19 protein-coding genes and 1 pseudogene are annotated in these 18065 nt (G+C 58.2%); 11 read left to right on the forward strand and 9 right to left on the reverse strand.

The window, feature by feature from the left end:
- Window positions 1–278 precede the first annotated feature (278 nt).
- A complete protein-coding gene (locus ABIB57_RS04490) occupies window positions 279–1175 on the reverse strand; it encodes a DUF3800 domain-containing protein (RefSeq protein ID WP_354038783.1) in 897 nt (298 codons plus the stop codon).
- 237 nt (window positions 1176–1412) lie between these two features.
- On the reverse strand, window positions 1413–2753 hold the full coding sequence (locus ABIB57_RS04495) for a Fic family protein (protein ID WP_354038785.1): 1341 nt from the start codon (window positions 2751–2753) through the stop codon (window positions 1413–1415).
- 519 nt (window positions 2754–3272) lie between these two features.
- On the opposite strand from ABIB57_RS04495, the pseudogene ABIB57_RS04500 reads away from it, so the two are divergent.
- The 5 genes and pseudogenes from ABIB57_RS04500 to ABIB57_RS04520 all read left to right on the forward strand — a co-directional run.
- Window positions 3273–3536: pseudogene (locus tag ABIB57_RS04500) on the forward strand (SDR family oxidoreductase); the annotation flags it as partial.
- Window positions 3488–3748 carry an SDR family NAD(P)-dependent oxidoreductase gene (locus ABIB57_RS04505; RefSeq protein WP_354038787.1) on the forward strand — a complete coding sequence of 87 codons (261 nt, stop codon included), beginning with the start codon at window positions 3488–3490 and terminating at the stop codon, window positions 3746–3748. The pseudogene ABIB57_RS04500 and the gene ABIB57_RS04505, both read left to right, overlap by 49 nt.
- A complete protein-coding gene (locus ABIB57_RS04510) occupies window positions 3714–4022 on the forward strand; it encodes an SDR family NAD(P)-dependent oxidoreductase (RefSeq protein ID WP_354039678.1) in 309 nt (102 codons plus the stop codon). The genes ABIB57_RS04505 and ABIB57_RS04510 overlap by 35 nt, the downstream gene beginning before the upstream one ends.
- A 273-nt stretch (window positions 4023–4295) precedes the next feature.
- Window positions 4296–4577 carry a hypothetical protein gene (locus ABIB57_RS04515; RefSeq protein ID WP_354038788.1) on the forward strand — a complete coding sequence of 94 codons (282 nt, stop codon included), beginning with the start codon at window positions 4296–4298 and terminating at the stop codon, window positions 4575–4577.
- Complete coding sequence (locus tag ABIB57_RS04520) at window positions 4574–5686, forward strand: ImmA/IrrE family metallo-endopeptidase (RefSeq protein ID WP_354038790.1); 1113 nt, start codon at window positions 4574–4576, stop codon at window positions 5684–5686. Before ABIB57_RS04515 ends, ABIB57_RS04520 begins: the two co-directional genes overlap by 4 nt.
- On the opposite strand, the gene ABIB57_RS04525 is transcribed toward ABIB57_RS04520, so the two are convergent.
- Together ABIB57_RS04525 and ABIB57_RS04530 are read right to left on the reverse strand one after the other, a co-directional pair.
- Window positions 5683–6618, reverse strand: coding sequence for an alpha-glutamyl/putrescinyl thymine pyrophosphorylase clade 3 protein (locus ABIB57_RS04525; RefSeq protein WP_354038792.1), 936 nt, complete (start codon window positions 6616–6618; stop codon window positions 5683–5685). The genes ABIB57_RS04520 and ABIB57_RS04525 overlap by 4 nt on opposite strands.
- The gene (locus tag ABIB57_RS04530) at window positions 6605–7657 is read right to left on the reverse strand and encodes a thymidylate synthase (RefSeq protein ID WP_354038793.1); all 1053 of its coding nucleotides are present in this window, start codon (window positions 7655–7657) and stop codon (window positions 6605–6607) included. Before ABIB57_RS04530 ends, ABIB57_RS04525 begins: the two co-directional genes overlap by 14 nt.
- A 350-nt stretch (window positions 7658–8007) precedes the next feature.
- On the opposite strand from ABIB57_RS04530, the gene ABIB57_RS04535 reads away from it, so the two are divergent.
- The 5 genes from ABIB57_RS04535 to dinB all read left to right on the forward strand — a co-directional run bounded on the left by ABIB57_RS04535 (window position 8008) and on the right by dinB (window position 14490).
- The gene (locus ABIB57_RS04535; protein ID WP_354038794.1) at window positions 8008–8730 is read left to right on the forward strand and encodes a nucleotidyltransferase domain-containing protein; all 723 of its coding nucleotides are present in this window, start codon (window positions 8008–8010) and stop codon (window positions 8728–8730) included.
- A gap of 9 nt (window positions 8731–8739) precedes the next feature.
- Window positions 8740–9513: an SOS response-associated peptidase family protein gene (locus tag ABIB57_RS04540; RefSeq protein ID WP_354038795.1), complete on the forward strand. Its 774-nt coding sequence runs from the start codon at window positions 8740–8742 to the stop codon at window positions 9511–9513.
- A gap of 127 nt (window positions 9514–9640) precedes the next feature.
- A complete protein-coding gene (locus tag ABIB57_RS04545; RefSeq protein ID WP_354038797.1) occupies window positions 9641–12958 on the forward strand; it encodes an error-prone DNA polymerase in 3318 nt (1105 codons plus the stop codon).
- 2 nt (window positions 12959–12960) lie between these two features.
- Entirely contained in the window at window positions 12961–13353 is a 393-nt protein-coding gene (locus ABIB57_RS04550) for a hypothetical protein (RefSeq protein WP_354038799.1), read from the forward strand.
- Window positions 13354–13419: 66 nt separating this feature from the next.
- Window positions 13420–14490 carry a DNA polymerase IV gene (gene dinB / locus ABIB57_RS04555; RefSeq protein WP_354038801.1) on the forward strand — a complete coding sequence of 357 codons (1071 nt, stop codon included), beginning with the start codon at window positions 13420–13422 and terminating at the stop codon, window positions 14488–14490.
- A gap of 13 nt (window positions 14491–14503) precedes the next feature.
- Here dinB and ABIB57_RS04560 read toward each other — a convergent pair whose 3' ends face one another.
- A complete protein-coding gene (locus ABIB57_RS04560) occupies window positions 14504–14755 on the reverse strand; it encodes a hypothetical protein (protein ID WP_354038803.1) in 252 nt (83 codons plus the stop codon).
- A gap of 103 nt (window positions 14756–14858) precedes the next feature.
- Window positions 14859–15113, reverse strand: a complete 255-nt coding sequence (locus tag ABIB57_RS04565; protein ID WP_354038804.1) for a hypothetical protein — start codon at window positions 15111–15113, stop codon at window positions 14859–14861.
- 124 nt (window positions 15114–15237) lie between these two features.
- Here ABIB57_RS04565 and ku (ABIB57_RS04570) point away from each other — a divergent pair, with 124 nt between their 5' ends.
- Entirely contained in the window at window positions 15238–16056 is an 819-nt protein-coding gene (gene ku, locus ABIB57_RS04570; RefSeq protein ID WP_354038806.1) for a non-homologous end joining protein Ku, read from the forward strand.
- Here the strand turns inward: ku (ABIB57_RS04570) and ku (ABIB57_RS04575) are convergent.
- Genes ku (ABIB57_RS04575) through xth form a run of 3 tightly spaced genes read right to left on the reverse strand, consistent with a single transcriptional unit; the run spans window position 16053 to window position 18059 of the window.
- Window positions 16053–16916, reverse strand: a complete 864-nt coding sequence (gene ku, locus ABIB57_RS04575) for a non-homologous end joining protein Ku (protein ID WP_354038807.1) — start codon at window positions 16914–16916, stop codon at window positions 16053–16055. The two genes, ku (ABIB57_RS04570) and ku (ABIB57_RS04575), sit on opposite strands and share 4 nt — an antisense overlap.
- Window position 16917: 1 nt before the next feature.
- The gene (locus ABIB57_RS04580) at window positions 16918–17292 is read right to left on the reverse strand and encodes a hypothetical protein (protein ID WP_354038808.1); all 375 of its coding nucleotides are present in this window, start codon (window positions 17290–17292) and stop codon (window positions 16918–16920) included.
- Window positions 17289–18059, reverse strand: coding sequence for an exodeoxyribonuclease III (gene xth, locus ABIB57_RS04585; protein WP_354038810.1), 771 nt, complete (start codon window positions 18057–18059; stop codon window positions 17289–17291). The genes ABIB57_RS04580 and xth overlap by 4 nt, the downstream gene beginning before the upstream one ends.
- Window positions 18060–18065: the final 6 nt, after the last annotated feature.

Below are 18065 nucleotides of genomic sequence, written 5' to 3' on the forward strand. Positions count from 1 at the left end.
TCAAAAACGTGCATTTATGGTCTCCGAATCGCTAAAGTATCCAGATCCAGTTGCATTTTAAAATGAAACGATATGCTACGTATTGCGGCCCTATGCGAAGGAAATAACTCAATAGATCTGTTTTAACGGTACTAAATTTAGAGTAAATCTAGGTTTTTGCTCATTCGCAATAGTATCAAGAAGTATGACTCTATATCGCCATACCACAGATGATCTGCCCTTTAGGGCTTTGCCAGAAGTTCCTAGTCGGTGCTTGGCCTCATTTGAATGGTGTCCATTTATCGCTGATTTCTTTCTCGAAACTCATCCCACGCTGCCCGTATCTTGGCAAGAACGTCTTCTGTTTCGTCACCGTGAGGCGGCTTGAAGCCATCAAGTTTAGCCTGCGCAGCAATACTTCTGAAACGCTGCCATTCTCCTTTCGTCTTGAGGGTCTGAAGGATCGGAAGCGCCTCAGCAAATACCGCGCCCCAGCGGTCAAGCATATACGACGGCACCCTGGCCTCAATATGTGTATCGGAGCGAATGTATTCGGATCGGCGAGTTATCGCAGTGTCGTCGTTGCTTTCGCTCTGACGGCGAATGTGCCATGCCAACATATCCGCCGCCTGCAGCGCCAGGTCGCGCATGTCATTGCCATAGCGAATGGGCATCTTGATCAGCGCACGCGAAACTGGGTCGAGGTTTTCCACCATGTAGTCGAAGAAGAGGGCAATGTCCGCGCTGACGCCGTCCTGCTCGTCAAAGACAAACCGAACCGGCGTACTGATGCCCTCGCTTGCCAAATAGCGTGCCACCATCGACGTGGCCCCGAAGGTAGCCGCAAAGTAAGGCGTTGATAGGCCTCGAGGTGTCGTTGGGGATACGACTCGCTCGTACTCTGCTCGGCTGATCGAAATATCAAATGTCCACCGGGGCCGGCTGCGGTGAAGGACATTCGCGAGGGTTTCCAGTTTTTGGTCTCGAGCATCTCGAGACCAGCCCGCGAACTGACCACGAAGTCCGTTCGCTTCGACCATCTTTAGATGGCCAATCGTGGGTGGCTCGGACAGCGCGGCGCTCCAGGCTAAGCCGAATTGGTCCCAAGCGTCGTCGGCATTCACGAGGCCAGCAAACACAAGGTCGCGGCCGCCGGAGTCGCTACCAGAGTCGTCAAAATACGCGGAAAAATCCATGGTCTGCCTGCTCAATTGCGTTGGCACTTTGCAGCTGTTCAGCCAAACAGTCGAGTGCGGTATGGCACCACGACGGGCGACCTGGTGAACCGTCATCAACCGCTTTCTAAGAGAAAAGCGGACCTGGCGGCAAGGGCTGCTCGTTTTGACGTGCGAGCCGAATTGCTGCACTGCCAGCGCGTGGGGCGGGTCGAGCCTCAACTGCACGCGAGTGACGACAGCGATGAAATCGGAGCCTCAAAACTCAAAGCCAGGGGTGCTGTCACCGATGTCGATGATAGCACGATAGGCTTCGGCTATATCTTCATCGATATTCCATGCTGCCGAATTCTCAGGGGTTATTTTATCAAGAACCTCTATAATGTTGCCCACGAGGATATCTTGATCGGGTACTGGAATATCTGAAAACACGTCCCTGACGTACCCCTCTGCGTTTTCTGGCCGGATTTTATCCGCAATCAGTTGGGCGATGGTTGTCTGGATACGCATTCGTTCTCGTAGTTCTACGCCCCTCGGACGACGCTGAGTGGCTACCGCGGCGGCATAGGAGGGGGCAGATTGCCGGTAGGCGTCAAGCAACGTCTCGGCAAGCAGAGACGTATCTGCGGTCTCGTAGAATGCAATTAGCCCCGACAAATAGTTTCCGCGATCGATTCCTATGAACGACATTGGTGGTAGTCCCCTCGCAAGCAACGGGATGTTGCAGAGAACGCGACCCATTCTTTTATTACCGTCGACGAAGGCTTGGAGATAAGACATTCCTGCAAGCAACATAAAGCTGCTTTCGAATGGGTCTTGAACTTGCTCAGCCTTCCATAGCAGCGTCCCCAAGTCCGTGGAAAGTTGGTCGCGGTTGGACTCTGGCCTGTAGCTCGTTGCTGTAATACGTACGGAAGTATCACGTACACGCCCTAGTTGTTCCGGTCCGATAAGGTCTCGCATCAACATGGCGTGTAAGCGCGAGACATACCGCATGTCTAGTTGTGGTTTCTCGACATTTTCCAGCAGTTCCACCAACGCGTGTTTGTGGTTGAGGATCATGGTTGCCTCAATCAAATCGTGGCCGGTGGCCTGCTCGCCGTATTTTAGCAGAACTTCTGTAGCAAGATAATCATAGGTATTGCCTTCTAAATTTGAAGACGCCCAAGACAAGTCTAGAAGAAAGCGCTCCGCAATCTGTTGACTGTAGGTTGATGCGTCAAGTTGATGCATGACGCCCTGCGCCGCGTGCTTGAACCCTTCAGCGATTTCGTTGGGAAGCCAAGTAGTTTCGTTTGGTACGTATTTGGCAATGCGAGATGGATCATAGGGAACGGGCTGGCGTAGCTGTGGCGGTATAGCAAAATATGAAGCGACGTCGCTCAGTGCGAACTTGGCTCCCTTAGTTTCACCCGACTTGACGATAATGCCGTTGGAGATCAGTGATGAGAAAACCCTTGATACCGTTGGCTGGCTGGAGCTGCCGCGCAACTTGGCCCGTACCTCGATTTGAGTCATCGCCTGCTTTGAACGCGCCAGAATGTCGACCACATCCTTCTCTATTGGTGACAGCTCTCGCAAAGCAGAGATCGGATGCATTTTCGTTGTCCTGTGAATTAATTCAGGATATATTCTTGCCAGGGCCTTAAGTCAAGGGCGCTCTGGAACCGTGAATTAAAGAGCTCAATTTTATCATTCATTATCAGATATTTACGTGGGTAACCGATGGTCATGAATATAAAATGAATTAATTCTGGAGGGCACCGCAAGCTCGATTAATTCCAATGATAGAGGCTAGGAAAGGCGTCGTCGAAATTAAAACAAAGGGAAGCCCCCACAAGGCCAGCATCGCCCTCTCTTGGCCCGTCTTTGGCTATGCCATAGGCCAGTTCGCTGCTGATTGGCTGGACGGCAAGAGCGTGCCCGCAGGCCATGGACAGACGGCGATCGTCTAAGACAGCTGCCTATCACTGTTATCCAAGGATCGGCGGTTGCTTCGATACAGTGTTTTCGAGACCGCGGCCGCGACTATTCGGACTATCCTGCGAGCCCCGTGCGGCAATCAGGCGGACCGGCCTTCCAATCGTCGCAGGCACGATGATGACCGAAACCGGGACAATGACGGCAATCGTAACCGGTGCCGGCTCTGGCATCGGACGGGCGAGGGCCCAAAGGTTTCTCAGCGCAGGCTGGCACTTTCTCGCGGTCGACCAGCATGAGGAAGGCTTGAGCTTGAGGGCCTTGGTGAACCCAAGTGCCGGATTGCCGACCCTCCTCGCCACCCTGCAATGCGACGTCACCGACGCGGCAGCGGCGGCCATGATCTTTGACAAGTGCCTGCGGGAATTCGGCGCTTCCCACTGCCTCGTCAACAACGCCGGCAAGGGGGGGCACTCGAGGCACGACAGACGACCGATGATGACTGGGACGCATCGGTCGATCTCAAACTGGGCAGCGTGTTCCGGATGTCAGGCATAGCCATCGACCGACTCGCCTCGGGAGGCAATATCGTCAACATTGCCTCGGCCTACGGCGTGACCGGTTTTCGAAACGGCGCCCATATTCGGCCGCCAAGGCGGGCGTCATCGGCCTGACCCGACCGATGGCGGCCGACTATGGGCGCGAAGCATCAGGGTCAACGCAATCGCACCAGGCATCACCGTCACCGCGGGCACTGCTCGGCGGATAACCGACGAATGGCTCATTAAGGCGATGGTCGATACCGCGCCATTGGGCAGGCTCGGACGCCCGGAAGACATCGCGGAAGTCGTCTATTCCCTCGGTTCCCCCGCAGCTTCCTACATCAACGGCGTCGTGCTTCCGGTAGACGCCGGATGGACCGGCACGCGATATTATCCCGATCTCTAGGTCACGTTGGACGCGTAGCCTCTGAGTTCTCTGCGACCAAGTGAATTGCCCCCAATAAACCGCGGCGGCATGTGGACGTGGATTGATCGGTCAGGCTCACCCCGATAACTCAATGCGGTGGTTGCCTGACAATTGATTCGATTAGTCCATTCACCGGTTTCCTCCATACGATTTGCTAACGCGAAGTAATCGCAGGGACGAATTGCGGGTTTTTCGGCGGACGATTTGGCCTTGGAACTTTCCTACGACTCTATGAAGATGCGGAAGATAACAATGGACATTAAAGCTGCGCAGAAGCTGCTCGGCGATGATCTTGCCCGCATTTTTCATAGCTTGGTTTCCGACATGAGGGGCGCCATGTACTTGAGCGAGATGCCTGAAGGTCCTGAACTCAGCGAACAGGACGGCGTGCTCAAATTCAGCTTTCCGCTGCAGGGACAGGCCGTCCTCGATGTGTGGCCCCTCGCAACGTCTGGGCTCACTGTGGATAACTGGGGTGGCACGCATCGAGTCAAATTGATCCGGATCCGCAATAATGGTGCGGTGTTGATATGACCGATCCAAATTGGGCGTCGCCCCCGGGCGACACGATAGTCCGCATCATGAAGAACAGAGAGATCGGCGCGTCGGATCTCGCCGACGCACTTGGCATGTCGGCCGCGGACTTCGATATGTTGCTCGACGGCAGGCGGCGTCTGAGCCAGAGCGAAGCTGACGTGCTTGCGGAAAATCTTGGATCGACACCGAGGTTCTGGCTTGCTCGCGACAAGTCATATGTCGTGGAAATGGCAAGACTGGATCAACAGGGTGAACCGGCGTCCGAAACCTCCTGGATCGACTCGATGCCAACCTCCTCGATGCGCAAGTTGGGCTGGATTCCAAAGGAAAGCAGGTCAAAAAACAAGCTGAAGCAGGAGCTCCTGGCATTCTTCGGCTGCGATACGCTTCAGGAATGGGGGCAACGGTACTCCTCCGGCGTTGGAGCGGTGGCATTCCGTACGTCAGTGTCGCTTTCGTCCGATGGCATGGCGACGTTGGTATGGCTCCGGGTGGGGGAGCAACTTGCTGCCAATCAGATAGCTGAACCTTTCGATCGGCAAGCGTTCAAGAGAATTTTGCCGAGTTTGAAGAAGCTATCTGCCTTCAAGCGGCCAACATCTTTCCTGCCCCGACTGATCGACGCCTGCGCTTCGGTTGGCGTCTCGGTTGTGACTGCAAAGACACCAGAAGGGTGCCGGGCAAGCGGGGCCTCTTGGTTTGACGCGGCGGGCCGGCCAGTGCTTCTATTGAGTTTTCGACATTTGTCCGAGGACCACTTCTGGTTCACATTCTTCCACGAAGCGGCCCATGTCATCCTGCACGGGGAAAACCACATCGACGGCGAGGGCGGTGTCGCCATGGGCACCGACACCGCCAAGCAGGAGCGAGAGGCGAACGATTTTGCCCAGGAAACCCTATTTTCCACCGAGCTGCGCGAAGCACTTCTAGCTGGAAGTCTGCGCCCTAAAGCAATCATGGAGAGCGCTAGGGCGGCCAATGTCACAGCCGGCATCGTTGTGGGGCAACTCGAGAAACTGGGTATCGTGCCGCACGGCAAGATGAATTTCCTGAAGCATCGGTATCGGTGGGGCGATAGCCCTTACGTCCCCGACTTGATCGGCTAACCTTTGAAATAGACGTAGTGGTTGGGGCTCTTCTGCCAATTGCACAAACTGTCTTCGAGCACCTGTTTACCGACGTTGAGGAAGGTGTCCAGATCGTCGACGATGGCTTCGATTTCCTTGGGTTTCTTAGCCGCACCATTTCCTTGGATGAGTAGCCGCGCACCCGCCAGGGGGCCGGTAGCTCCGCTCAGATGGACGCTGTCAGCTTCGATCGGCGCGAGTTGAAGCTTGCTGAGCATCGTGAGGAAGTCAAAATTGCCCAAGCGGCCGAAGCCATAGACGGTCCGCATTGAGCGATATAGGGCCCGAAACACCAATGTGGGTTCTTGGCCCACCTGTTGGTGGATGCTGCGCACCTTCCCGACGAAGTCGCCGTTGGCAACTAGCCACGAGTTGAACGTTGAAAAGACCGTGGCAATGATATCCGCGCTTTTGCTCTGGTACTGGCGATGATTGGAATAGCGTCCTGAAATGGCTGGATCGGTTAGGTCAGCTTGATGGGCATGGAGCATGGCCTCGAAGTCAGCCGGCGCTGCACCATAGTTATCGAATGTCCAAATTACCCCTCCGAAGGAGCCCATGACGTTGGCGGCGAGCTTCCAGCCGTCGACTGCGTGCTTTCCAAAATGCGTGGCGACGAATGTCATCCAGACAGCCTCGTCAATGGCGCCCTTCTGACCAAGCAAATAGGCACCCTTGAGCGGATCGAATTGCTCCGAATGGGGCTCTAGGCGGATTGCTGCAATTTTTTGCGCAGGAAATGCCCTTATGTATTCGATGCGCCGTAGGCTTGAGATCATCTGTTCAATCAGGGTCTGGCGGGCGCTTGGTTGCACAATGCCGGGCAGGGCACCATGCTGCGCCTCGTAGGTCGCCAGCCCGGCCATCAGTGCTGCAGCCTGGTTCCTATGGATTCCCTTAGTCGTGGCCATCGTTCACTTTCTCGAACATTTCCATCGTGCCCGACTTCGGCGCGGGCTTTTTTGCTATGCGGTCGAGTATGTACAGCTTGAACCCCTCAAACGAGATCTCGTTGAGGAGCTCGTTCATGTCGGCGGCAGGATCGTGTCTTCCTATTGCGAAAGCTCGCAGGAGCAGGACCAAGTCCTTCCAATAGGGATCGAGATCGCTGGGCGGGGTGTAGTCCAGCTTTCCCGCGCGGAGAAGCCTCTCTGCCTCTAGCACGACCACGATAGCTGGCCATGGATTGCCCTTCGGCATCGGTGGCATGGGGACGATGTCGTGAATGCCTTCATCTATGAAGGCTTGGGCCATCGTCTTTGCAGGGATATCTTCGGAATCGTCGTAGAGGTGAAGGCTACCAACGGAGTGCTGGTATCGCCCGACCTCTAACTCCAGTTCTCGAGCAGCGATTTCCTGCATCATCGTGAAGGCGAAGATATCATGTGGAAAGCCCAGGACGACATCGTTCGAGCGCATGTGCACGTGGAGGTGGAGCATCTTGTTGCGAATAACGAAGTGCAGAGTGCAGGTGCAGGGGATGTCCTTGCTGCCCTTCTCGCCGTCGCTATTGGCATAAATCTGAATAATTGCGTTCCGCGAGCCTTCCCGCTCTCGCAACGTCTTTATCACTCGTTGCCATTGGTCATCCGAGCTCTCTGCACCCTGAGCACGGGCTGGGCTAAAAATGCGCGGTCCATACGCTCCATTCAGGGTCTTCTCATCATCGGAGAATTCCTCGTACCCTGAAATATAATACTGGATTTGTTCGAGATCGTTGCTGGCCGACAAATACCACAGAAGCTCTCCCAAGGGGCTAAACACCCGAGAGCGGGACTTTGAACGGCTCAACCGGGCGCGTGGGTTCTTGAGCTCAAGCAACGCTCCGAAGGCCTCAGTGCTGTCACCCTTGCGCGACCTGACGCGATTGTTGATCCGCGTTCCAGATAGAAGCCGAGTAAACACCACACGCATCAAGTCGTCGAGATTGGTGGAAGAGTGATGAAACACAATAAACTCGGGAAAATACCATTCGAAAGTGCCGCTGATTTGCTTGCCGGCGCAAGATGGGTTGGAACTTTATTCATTTAGAATGATGGCTTGGTGGTGAGGCGCGAGCATCGGCTTCGAGTTTCCACTTATCCGCCGGGATTCGAAACGACTGCGCTGCATTTGCTCACCTGGTCTGAGCGTCAATTTCGGCTAGATGTGCTACTACCGCAAGGCTGGCGAACCCGCTCCTACAAAGGTGGGCATCGCAATCCGACCGCGGAAACTGCTGCCTGGCGATGCCGGGGTGCCTCCACTTATGTCGCGCGCTTTTGCGCGGGCCGAGCTCCCCGACGGTCCAGTGAGTCGATATGCACGACTTCAATGGAATGTTGGAACGTGCAACAGACGAATATCTCCAACGACTGAAGTGCTGCCAGACGACGGCCTCAATGGATTGCATGAAAGAACCACAGGACGTAGGCGGCCAAGAGGGACTTTTTCTCGATATCGTACTGCGCCGAAACCCGATCCATAGTCATCGCAATCCTCCATTCCGCTTTGCAAATGGGACGCTAGACCATCAATTCAAGCTCGAAGGCGAGAAAGATCGCGCCCGAAGGCCACTTGCGCGCGCCTTGAGCGGTCATGAGCAGGTGCGCTATACAATTCAAGTCATGCGCCCGCACCAGCATCAACGCAGTGTCCGTCCCAACCGTGGAGCATTTCCGACGGAGCAAGATGCGCTGGATGCGGTTGTGAGCCGCCTGGTCGAGCAGCTCAAGCCAGCGGCAATATGGCTGTTCGGATCGCGAGCGACCGGACGGCACTGGCCGGACAGCGACTTCGATCTTTTGGTTGTTATGCGTAACGAGCAGGGCGACGCCGGCCGCGATTACGATCGGGTCTATGCTCCAATTGTCGGACTCGGCGTAGGCGTCGACGTGGTGCCCTGCACGGAGGAGGACTTCGACCAGCAACGGCTTGCCAGAACGGGACTGATCCCGGAGATTGTTCGCACCGGGCACCAGATTTATCGAGCCGGACTGGTTGCCAGCTCCAGACAAGATATGACGGACGACCGCGAGAATTGATGTCTGTGCATGTGTAACCTGTACTCAGTCACGACCAACGTAGAAGCCATCCGCGCCTTCGTTCGCGACTTGGTCGTCGATGTCGGCAGTATTGGCAATTTCGAGCCGCAGACCTTCGTGGTGCCAGATTATTTCGCGCCAATCGTTCGCAACTTCTACGACGACCGCGAGCTCACAAAGGTTCGCTGGGGCCTTCCATCGTCATCGGTGGCGCAATTTGAGGCCGCCAAGAAACGGGCGCAGAAACTCCAGGCCAAGATGGGCCGCGATCTAACGGTAGATGAATTCAAAGAATTGGTGGCCATGGAGCCCGACCGGGGCACCACCAACGTCCGCAATGTTTCGAGCAGGCACTGGCAGCGCTGGCTGTCGCCTGAGTTCCGCTGCGTCGTGCCGTTCAACTCATTCAGCGAGTTCAACCGCGATGAAGGCGACGACGTCTGGTACGCCTTCGATGATAGTCGCCCTCTGGCCTTCTTCGCAGGCATCTGGGTGCCGGCATGGACAAGCGTCCGGAAGATCAAAGAAGGGCTGGTCACCACCGACCTGTTCGCGTTCCTAACGACCGAGCCGAATGCCGAGGTGAGGCCGGTTCATCCCAACGCCATGCCGGTCATTCTAACCACTCCGGCCGAAGTCGAGACATGGATGACCGCTCGGTGGGACATCGCAAAGCAGCTGCAGCGTCCGCTGCCCGATGGCACGTTGAAAATCGTGTCACGCGGCGAGAAAGAGGATCCACCGCCAGCACCGCGGCCGCCATCCGAGCCATCACTGTTCTAGCGGTTGGCGTCGGGCGCGGGCTCGTCAATCGCTGAATCTGACGCCGCCGCGATTCAAGCCGTTGACTCTTTGCTCTTGTTTGTTCTCTTTATGTTCTCTTGATCATTCCGGATCGAGAGGACTCAAATTGGACGCCCCGGCCTATGCTGAACTGGTCTGCGCAACCAATTTCTCGTTCCTGCGCGCTTCGTCTCACCCCTATGAACTGGTCGAGACCGCGGCGGCGTTGGGGCTGGCCGGGCTAGGCATCTGCGACCGCAATTCGCTAGGCGGCGTCGTGCGGGCCTATGCCGCTGCGCGCGATATCAAACAGGATTATCCAGATTTCCGGCTCGTCGTCGGCAGCCGTATCGTCTTCAATGACGGCACACCAGATATCGTTGTCTACCCGACCGATCGGGATGCATACGGGCGGCTCTGCGCGCTACTCACCCGCGGCAACCGCCGCGCGCCGAAGGGCGAGTGCCACCTGCAATTCACCGACCTGCTGGAGCATGCCGCCGGGCAGCTGTTGATCGTCATCCCAGACCTCAGGAATATGCAGCACGGGGCGGACATCGCAACCGAGATCAACCTGGTGGCGCCAGGCCAAGTCTGGATCGGCGCCAACACACTTTTCCTCGGCAATGATCGGGCTCGCCTCAATCGCATCCAAGCAATGTGCCACGCGGGCGGCGTACCGATGCTGGCTCATAATGACGTCCTCTATCACCACCCTGACAGGTCCATCGTCCTCGATGTTCTTACCTGCATCCGGCTTGGCCTCACCATCGAAACCGCGGGTCGCAACATGCAGCCCAACGATGTGCGGCATATCAAGTCCAGCATGGAAATGGCGATGTGGATGCCCGAGCATCGCGAGGCGATCGACGAAACCATCCGCTTCCTGTCGCTGATCCATTTCTCGCTCGACCAGCTCAAGTACAATTACCCCGAGGAGACCATCGGGGATGGCGAGACTGCGCAACAGACCCTCGAACGACTGGCCTATGAGGGCGCGTCATGGCGATATCCTCAAGGCGTGCCGGAGAAGGTGAGCAAGGGCCTCGCGCATGAACTTGCCCTGATTGCCGAGGTGAAATACGCGCCGTACTTTCTGACCGTGCAGGACATCGTCAGGTTTGCCCGGCAGGAGCGCGGCATTCTTTGCCAGGGGCGCGGGTCGGCCGCCAACTCCGCGGTTTGCTTTTGCCTGGGCATCACTGAGGTCGACCCGATGCTGGTCGATCTGCTGTTCGAACGGTTCGTCTCGACCGAGCGAGACGAGCCACCCGACATCGACGTCGACTTCGAGCACGAGCGCCGCGAAGAGGTGATGCAATACATCTACCAGAAGTACGGGCGTCATCGCGCGGGGCTGACGGCAGTGGTCACCACCTACAAAACCAAGGGCGCCCTGCGCGATGCCGGCAAGGCATTCGGGCTGTCAGATGACGCCATAACGGCCTTGAGCAAGCTCAATTGGGGTTGGGGCTCCAGCGATATGGGGGAGGACCGCATCCGCGCCGCTGGGCTCAATCCAGACGACCCGATCATCGCGCAATACCTGGAGGTGGTGAAGGTCCTCTACGGCTTTCCTCGGCACCTGTCGCAGCATGTCGGCGGTTTCGTCATCACCCGCGACCGCCTCGATAACCTGATCCCCATTTCGAATGCCGCGATGGAAGACCGCACCGTCATCGAGTGGAACAAGGATGACCTCGACGAGCTCGGCATCTTGAAGGTCGACGTGCTTGCCTTGGGTATGCTGTCGGTGCTGCGGCGAAGCTTCAACCTGCTCAAACAGCACTACGGCCTGTCGCTAACGCTGGCGACCGTGCCGCAGGAAGATCCGCGCACCTACAAAATGACCCATCGCGCCGACACGATCGGTGTGTTCCAGATCGAGAGCCGGGCGCAGATGTCGATGCTGCCGCGGCTCAAGCCGTCCGAGTTCTATGACCTGGTCATCGAGGTGGCCATCGTCCGGCCCGGACCGATCCAGGGAGACATGGTCCACCCGTATCTCAAACGCCGGCTGGGCCTTGAGCCGACCAGCTATCCATCGCCCGAATTGGAGCACGTCCTCAAGAAGACCTATGGCGTGCCGCTGTTTCAGGAACAGGCAATGAAAATCGCCATCGTTGGTGCCGGCTTCTCGCCAGGCGAGGCCGACAAGCTGCGGCGGGCGATGGCGACATTCAAGCGGACCGGCGGCGTTGGCGTCTTCCGCGACAAGTTCATTGCCGGCATGCTGGAGCGAGGCTATTCGCAGGATTTTGCCGAACGATGCTTCAGCCAGATTGAAGGCTTCGGCAGCTACGGTTTCCCGGAGAGTCACGCCGCGTCGTTCGCCCTCCTGGTCTACGTCTCCTGCTGGGTCAAATGCCATTACCCCGACGTGTTCCTAGCGGCGCTGCTGAACAGCCAGCCCCTTGGCTTCTATGCGCCGGCCCAGCTCGTCCGCGACGCCCAAGAGCATGGCGTCGATGTCCGGCCCGTCGACATCAATCTCTCTGACCTCGAAATCGTCATGGAGAAAAGCAATATCGGCGGCGATTACATCGCGCCACGGCATGCCGAGATGCGCGACGATATCTGGGGCACCAACGGGGTCCGGCTCGGCTTCAACCTGGTCAAGGGCCTCAAGACCAAACACGCCAATCTCATCGTCGCTCGTCGTGGCGCCGGTTATGACAGCGTCCGCGATGTCTGGCTGCGCACCAACCTCTCGCCAGGCGCCCTGGAAGTCCTGGCCGAGGCCGATGCGTTCCAATCGCTCGGGTTGTCTCGCCGTGATGCGCTTTGGTCCGTGAAGGGATTGATTGGCACCCATGGCGCAGACTCCTTGCCGCTGTTCCGGGCAGCGGGCGAAGCTGGCCATCGCTACGAACCCGATGCCGGCCTGCCACCCATGCTTCTCGGCGAAGAGGTCATCCACGACTATCGCAGTTTGTCGCTGTCGCTGAAGGCCCATCCGGTCGGCTTTCTGCGGGAATGGCTGACCCGGAAGCGAGCGATATCTTCCGACGACCTGCGCACCGCGCCGGCCGGCCGCATCGTCACCGTGGCCGGCCTTGTGCTCGTCCGGCAACGGCCGGGCACGGCGAGCGGGGTTATCTTCGCCACCCTGGAGGACGAGACCGGCGTTGCCAACATCATCGTCTGGCCCAAGGTGTTCGAAGCCAACCGGGCCATCGTGCTCGGCGCCCGTATGATGGCGGTCAAGGGAGAGCTGCAGCGCGAAGGGCTGGTCATCCATGTCATTGCCCGCGAGCTGATCGATCTGACGCCGAAGCTGCTCGATATCGCCGGCGGACATGATATCGGCGACGCTGTCGTCGCGAGGGCGGATGAAGGCAAGACCGGTCCCCATGGTAGTCGCACCCGAGAACGCGACCAGTATGCCGAGATGCAGGCCCGCAAGGCACACCTGGCCTTGCCGGCCGGCCGCAACTTCCACTGATCATGATCCTGCCCGCGAGTGCCACCACCCTGGAGGAATTCCGCGTCAGCGGCAGGACCATCAATGCGTTCTGCAGCAACTATTGGGTCTGCAGCCATAGCGGCGAACTGCGGCTGGAACTGCTGGCCGTGCATCTCGGTTGGCAGTTCGACTTCTATGCCCGGCAGGCCTACCTCGCCGGACGGCTCTATTGCTCGATCTGTGGAAAGTATCACCCCACGTTCGCCCTCGGGCATGTCAGCAAGCCGTCAGGCTATGCCGGCACCCACAGCGCTGGGTTCAAGCCGCTATCACCGGAGGAGTCGGCAAGGCTGCAACTCGCCCGACAAATCGCCAGCAAAGACGAATTGCCTTGGGTCGGGGTGCGGAAGGGCGGACGGAAGTTTGGGCGATGACGTTAGTAATGCTGACATGGAATGACGGCGAGGGAGTGCACATGGCACTTGCATGGGCAGGCTGAAATGACGGTTCGCAAAATCATCCATATCGACATGGACGCCTTCTATGCGTCCGTGGAACAGCGCGACAATCCGGAATTGCGCGGAAAGCCTGTCGCGGTCGGCTATGGCGCTGCGCGCGGTGTCGTGGCTGCCGCCAGCTATGAGGCGCGGGCTTTCGGCGTCTATTCCGCGATGGCCTCGGTTACCGCCATGAGGAAGTGCCCCGACCTTATTTTCGTGCCCCCGCGGTTCGATGTGTACCGCGCCGTCTCTGCCCAAATTCGCGAGATTTTCGCCGAGCATACCCCGCTGATCGAGCCATTGTCGCTCGACGAGGCCTATCTCGACGTCACCGAGAACCTGCGGAACATCCCCATCGCCACGGACATCGCCAACGCTATCCGCGCCAGGATCAAGGAGGTGACCGGCCTCAACTCGTCGGCCGGGATCAGCTACAACAAGTTCCTTGCCAAGATGGCATCCGGGCATCGCAAGCCGAACAACTTCTTCGTCATCCCGCCGGCAAAGGGGGCAGAGTTCGTCGCCAGCCTGCCGATCGAGAAATTCCACGGGGTCGGGCCGGCAACTGCAGCTCGAATGCATGCCCATGGTATCTTTCACGGTTCAGATCTAGCCGTCATGTCCATGGAGCAGATGACCGAACGGTTCGGGCGATCGGCGCAGTACTACTTCGATCTCGCCCGGGGCATCGACGAGCGCGAGGTTCAGCCGCATCGCGAGCGGAAATCATTGGGCGCCGAGGATACCTTCCCCGAGGATATTTCCACGGTTGAGGATGCGCGGCTGCTTACTGCGCCCTTGGCCGAAAAGGTATGGGGCGCCTGCGAGGCGCGGGGACTGCACGGTCGCACTGTGACGTTGAAGGTGAAGTATGCCGATTTCGAACAGGTAACCCGTTCGCGAAGCAAACCCGGACCATTGTCCGGCAAGGCGGAATTCCTGTCAGTCGTCGAGGCGTTGTTGGCGCAGTCATTTCCATCGACCACGCCGGTCAGGCTTTTGGGTGTGACCATCTCAAACTTCGTGACGCCTCTCGATGTCCAAGCCGACCAGATTTCCCTTCCCCTCTAGCTCAATGGCTGAGTCATCGTACTGCCGCCAGCCCCGCGATTGCAGTGTTGACCGCAGCGACGTCAACCGGCTTGAAGACATTGCTGCGATCGCCAACAAATTGGGGCATGCCGATGATCTCTGTCGTGGTGACGATCACCCGGACCTCCTGCAGGTCGCATTCGTCAAGAACGGCCTCGCAGGTCTCGGAGCCCAGATGGGTATCGACGAACGCGAAGTCCGGCCGCTCACGCCACAGCAGTTCGAGCGCGGCGGAGCAGTCCATGCGGGACCGAGAACGGTGTGCCCGGCATGCTCCAAGACCCGCTTGAGTTGGGTTCCATGCTCGGCCTCGTCCCCGACAATTAGTATTTTGGAGCCCCCCATCCTCACCAGCTCCCTCGGATCCGGTCGATGACCTGGGACAACATGACCTGACCAGCGTCGGTGAAATGCAGTCGCTCTGCTGTTGGTGCCGCAAGGTTCAGTCTCACCAATTCCTCGACCGCAGCAGGGTCGGCCTGGTGGCCAGACGCATCGCTAGAAACGACGCTAGTCACGGCGTCGCCACTCTCGAGTCGATGGTAAGCAGCGAAAGCGAATAAGGCTAACGCCTTGTCGCTGAGATCGTTGGGTGTGGTCACCGGGCGTAACTCCTATTCTGGCAAGCAACGGCATGGACTGGTAGATGTTCCAGCGTCATCGGCGAGGCTGACCCGCGCGGAACAAGCCAAGCGGTTTTGCGTTCCCATGATGCAGGAGAAAACCATGGCTGTTCGACCCTATTGGAGAGGCTATCTCAAGCTGTCGCTGGTCAATTGCCAGGTGACGCTGACCCCGGCCACCACGGAGGGCGAAAAGCTCCGTTTCCATACCCTCAACCGCAAGACGGGCGATCGCATCTACACACGCTACGTCGATGGGGTGTCCGGCAAGACCGTCGATGACGACGACCAGGTCAAAGCCTACCCAAAAGGCGAAGATGATTATGTCCTCCTCGAGGAAGAAGAACTCGACTCCGTCCAGCTGGAAAGTGCCCGAACGATCGATATCGACTCCTTCGTGGAGGCGGACACCATCGAGTGGGTCTATTACGACAGCCCCTATTTCGTGGTGCCTGCCGACGACGTCGGCGAGGAGGCCTTCACCGTCATTCGCGAGGCCATGACCAACAGCGACGTCGTGGGCATTTCGCGACTGGTGATCGGCGGCCGCGAACGCGCTGTCATGCTGCAGCCCTGGGATAAGGGCATCGTTCTTTGGACCCTGCGCTACGGCGATGAGGTCCGCGATGAGGATGAGTATTTTAGGAGCGTCAAGGGCACTAAGCCCGACACGAAAATGCTCGACATGGTCGGGCAGCTCATCGAGGACCGCACCGTGGCCTGGTCCGACTCTATGGTGAAGGATCCCGTCCAGGACCGCCTGCTCGACATCATCAAGTCGAAGAAGTCCACCAAGCGCAAGACGACGGCCAAGGATGAACCAGAGGTCGATCTGGAACCGCAGAGCAATATTATCGATCTGATGGCAGCGCTGAAGAAGAGCCTTGAGAACAAAGCCGCGCCCGCCAAAAAGAGCCGTTAGCTGGCTTTCCGGCGCTTGGCCGGAGCCTGGTCATCCTTCTTTGCAGCGCTGGTTTTCTTGGCAGTCGGCTTCTTAGGCGGCTGTTCTTTGCCGGCCGCACTGAGACGCAGCGCTTCCAGCAGGTCGTTCGGCTGTGTCGGCTCCGGCTGGCGGAGGGGAATGATCTTCCGGCCTTCGATCTTGGCCTTCACCAGCTCGGCGAGCGCTTCCTCATAGCGGTCGTCGAATGTCTCCGGCTGGAACTCGCCCGCCTTGGTCTTGAGGATGTGCTGAGCCAATTCCAACATCTCCGGATCGATCTTGCGCTGGGCAATATCATCGAAAGCCTCGCGAGAGGATCGCACTTCGTAGTCGAAATTCAGCGTCGTCGCGATGAGGCCCTTGCGGTGTGCACGGATCAACACCGGTCGGAGCCGGCGAAACAGCACAGTATGCGCGATGGCAGCCGCCTTTTTCTGGCGCAGTGCCTCCCGGATCAGAACGAAGCTGTCCTCGGTGGCATCCGTCGCTGGCAAAAGATAGTAGGGCTTATCGAAATAGGTCGGGTCGATGCGACCGCAGGCGACGAAATTGTCGACGTTGAGCACCTTGTCGCTGTTCGGCACTGCCGCCTTGATCTCTTCGGGCTCGAGGACGACGTATTTGCCGCCACTCGTCTCGTACCCCTTGACCTGATCCTCGCTCTCTACCGGCTTATCGGTCTTCTCGTCCACATAGACCCGGCGCAGTCGGTGACCTGTCTGGCGATTGACGAGGTTGAGGGAAATCCGCTCGGAGGTCGTCGCCGCGGCATACATTTTGACCGGGCAGACGATTTCGGAGATCTTGATCACACCAGACCATATTGCGCGCGCAGCCATATCAGTCCTCCGGGCTCGAACCAGAACGAGCTGGGCAGCCAGCCGTTCCCCCGGTGATGTCGGGGTTCATCGATAAGGCGGTAGCTTTGAACCAGGCAGCATATGGCGTATTCTTCACCATCCGTCGGTTGTGGTCGGGTGCACCGTCATCCCACCACACTGGTCCGCGTTCGCCCAAAGCGTGTTTGGCTCTGTCTACGTCCCGGCGGGCTTGCGCTTTCGCGTCCGGATCAGGTGACTTTACCTGGCGCCGGGCCTCCATCAATTCTTTCACCAAACGATTGCGCTCAGGTTCCGGCAAATTGGGATTGGCGGCGCGCCAGAGCCGGCCGTTGACCACGATGTAACGGCGATCCGGCGTCTGCAGTGCCGTCACTTGAGCACGATCCACGTTGGCGCGTGATCGCTCGACTTCTCCCAGCCCCGGACGTGGCGGTCGACATTGGCGTCGACGAGCCGTTCGCTCAAATCCGGCGACAGCAAAAGGTGGTCGATGCGCAGGCCTGCATCGCGGCCATAGGCGTTTCGAAAATAATCCCAGAACGTATAGATTCGCTCGCCGGGATGCATGCTGCGCAAGGCATCGGTCCAGCCCTGGTCCACGACTTTGCGATAAGCATCTCTGACCTCGGGACGAAAGAGGGCGTCGTCGACCCACCGCTCAGGTTTGTAGACGTCGAGATCGGTCGGCATCACGTTGTAGTCGCCGACAAGTGCCACCGGCAGGCCGCTTTGCAGCAGCTCCGCGGCGTGCGCGGTGAAGCGCTCGAACCAGTTCAATTTGTAGTCGAATTTCGGACCCGGAGCTGGGTTGCCATTGGGCAGATAAAGGCACCCGACGATAATGCCCTCGACCGCCGCTTCAAGGTAGCGGCTGTGCAGGTCGAGAGGATCGCCCGCCAAGCCGCGTCGGGTTTCCACCGGAGTGGCGCCGTGAGCCAGGATCGCCACACCGTTCCAGCTCTTCTGCCCGTGCCAGATGGCCCCGTAGCCGGCCTTTTCGATCGCTGCGATCGGGAACCGCTCGTCCGGGGCCTTTAATTCCTGAAGGCAGACAATGTTGGGCTGTGCCTCTTCGAGCCATCGCAGCAGAACGGGAAGTCGACCGTTGACGCCGTTGACGTTATAGGTGGCGATCTTCATCGAACG

Source organism: Devosia sp. UYZn731 (genome assembly GCF_040546795.1).
Taxonomy (GTDB): Bacteria; Pseudomonadota; Alphaproteobacteria; order Rhizobiales; family Devosiaceae; genus Devosia.

Coding starts and splice junctions, on each gene's coding strand:
- ABIB57_RS04490 (WP_354038783.1), bottom strand. CDS start 1,175: ATGGATTTTTCCGCGTATTTTGACGACTCTGGTAGCGACTCCGGCGGC.
- ABIB57_RS04495 (WP_354038785.1), bottom strand. CDS start 2,753: ATGCATCCGATCTCTGCTTTGCGAGAGCTGTCACCAATAGAGAAGGAT.
- ABIB57_RS04515 (WP_354038788.1), top strand. CDS start 4,296: ATGGACATTAAAGCTGCGCAGAAGCTGCTCGGCGATGATCTTGCCCGC.
- ABIB57_RS04520 (WP_354038790.1), top strand. CDS start 4,574: ATGACCGATCCAAATTGGGCGTCGCCCCCGGGCGACACGATAGTCCGC.
- ABIB57_RS04525 (WP_354038792.1), bottom strand. CDS start 6,618: ATGGCCACGACTAAGGGAATCCATAGGAACCAGGCTGCAGCACTGATG.
- ABIB57_RS04535 (WP_354038794.1), top strand. CDS start 8,008: ATGCACGACTTCAATGGAATGTTGGAACGTGCAACAGACGAATATCTC.
- ABIB57_RS04540 (WP_354038795.1), top strand. CDS start 8,740: ATGTGTAACCTGTACTCAGTCACGACCAACGTAGAAGCCATCCGCGCC.
- ABIB57_RS04550 (WP_354038799.1), top strand. CDS start 12,961: ATGATCCTGCCCGCGAGTGCCACCACCCTGGAGGAATTCCGCGTCAGC.
- dinB (WP_354038801.1), top strand. CDS start 13,420: ATGACGGTTCGCAAAATCATCCATATCGACATGGACGCCTTCTATGCG.
- ABIB57_RS04560 (WP_354038803.1), bottom strand. CDS start 14,755: ATGGACTGCTCCGCCGCGCTCGAACTGCTGTGGCGTGAGCGGCCGGAC.
- ku (WP_354038806.1), top strand. CDS start 15,238: ATGGCTGTTCGACCCTATTGGAGAGGCTATCTCAAGCTGTCGCTGGTC.
- ku (WP_354038807.1), bottom strand. CDS start 16,916: ATGGCTGCGCGCGCAATATGGTCTGGTGTGATCAAGATCTCCGAAATC.
- xth (WP_354038810.1), bottom strand. CDS start 18,059: ATGAAGATCGCCACCTATAACGTCAACGGCGTCAACGGTCGACTTCCC.